At 67.1% G+C, this 1,442-nt stretch carries 1 protein-coding gene; it reads left to right on the top strand.

The genetic code is table 11. The features are described 5' to 3' along the window. The first annotated feature begins 66 nt into the window (after window positions 1-66). Window positions 67-1,425 carry an IS4 family transposase gene (locus ABZ453_RS51295; protein WP_359026981.1) on the top strand — a complete coding sequence of 453 codons (1,359 nt, stop codon included), beginning with the start codon at window positions 67-69 and terminating at the stop codon, window positions 1,423-1,425. The last annotated feature ends 17 nt before the right edge of the window (window positions 1,426-1,442 follow it).

Below are 1,442 nucleotides of genomic sequence, written 5' to 3'. Positions count from 1 at the left end.
CAATGCCGTTGCTTGAAGTTGTCAAGTAGTTCGTGACATCAGTGCAGTGTGGTCGTTGGGCCTGGCATGCATCCGTGGGTGGGGTTGTCTGATCAGGTGCGGTTGGGTGTGGTGACCCGGTGGGTGACGCCGGAGCTGGTTGCCGAGGTGCTGGACAGGTGCAGGGTCCGGGACAAGAAGCCCGGCGCACTGCCAGCCGGGTTCATGGTCTATTTCACCCTTGCGCTGGCGCTGTTCCAGCAGGACTCCTATGACGATGTGGCCGAGCAACTGGTGGGCAGTGTCCCTGAGTTGAGCGCGAGTGTTCCGAACAAGTCGTCGTTCACGCGGGCACGTAGGCGTCTGGGGCCGCTGGTCTTGGAGACGTTGTTCCGGGAGCTCGCCGGCCCGCTGGCGCCGGTCGGCCTGGAGGGTTCCTTCTACCGCGGGATGCGGCTGGCTGCGGTAGACGGGTTCGTGCTGGATGCGCCGGATACGAAGGCGAACCGGGCGGTGTTCGGCGGGCCGACCAAGAACGGCCAGTCGGCGGGGTTTCCCCAGGTGAGGGTGGTGACCCTGACCGAGTGCGGCACGCACGCGCAAATCGACGCGGCGGTGGGTGGCTTCAGCGGCGGCGAGCCGGAGCTCGCGATCCCGGCGGCCGACTCGGCCGCCGGGATGCTGGTCATCATGGACCGCGGCTTTCCCGGGGTGGCGCTATGGAAGGCCTATACCGGGGCCGGTGCGCACCTGCTGGTGAGGGCCCGTTCGAGCGTGGCAGCACGTCCGGCCGAGGTGCTGCCGGACGGGAGCTACCTGGGGCGGATGAGCCTGGCCGGCCAACGGGCCTCGCATCCGGGCGGGGTGACCGTGCGGGTGATCGAGTACCGGGTCGACGGCGGTGAGGTGGTCAGACTGCTGACCGATCTGCTGGACCAGGACGCGTATCCGGCGGCGGAGCTGGCGGCCCTCTACCATGAGCGCTGGGAGGCGGAGTCGGCGTTCCGGCAGATCAAGACCTTCCAGCGCGGGCCGGCCGAGGTCCTGCGTTCAGCGGACCCCGAGCTGGTGCGGCAGGAGGTCTGGGCACACTTGGTTGTACACCACTGCCTCACGCGGGTCATCATGTCGCTGGCCGACGACAACGGCATCGATCCGGACCGGATCTCTTTCGTCAAGGTCCTCAAGCACACCCGGCGCAGCGTGGTCCGTCAGTGCGCGGACACACCCAAAAAGATCAAGAAGTTTCTGGCCGTGCTCGCAGCGAAGGTGCGTCGGAAGCTCGACAACGGCGCCAGGCGCCTGCGCGAGGCGGACCGGCACCTCAAGCGGCCGGACTCGAAGTACTCCTCGAAGCTCTCCTACCGGATCAACACCCGCGACCGGCAGCCGACACGGCGCGTCGCCCCCAAGGTCATCACGCTGCACCCGGCGATAGTTCACTAATTCAAGCAACGGCATTG

Origin of the sequence: Streptomyces sp. NPDC005799 (assembly GCF_040630525.1) — a bacterium.
GTDB classification, from domain to species: Bacteria; Actinomycetota; Actinomycetes; order Streptomycetales; family Streptomycetaceae; genus Streptomyces; species Streptomyces griseorubiginosus_B.
The sequence above is the reverse complement of the archived record's forward strand: the minus strand, read 5'-3'. Positions and strand labels throughout refer to the sequence as shown.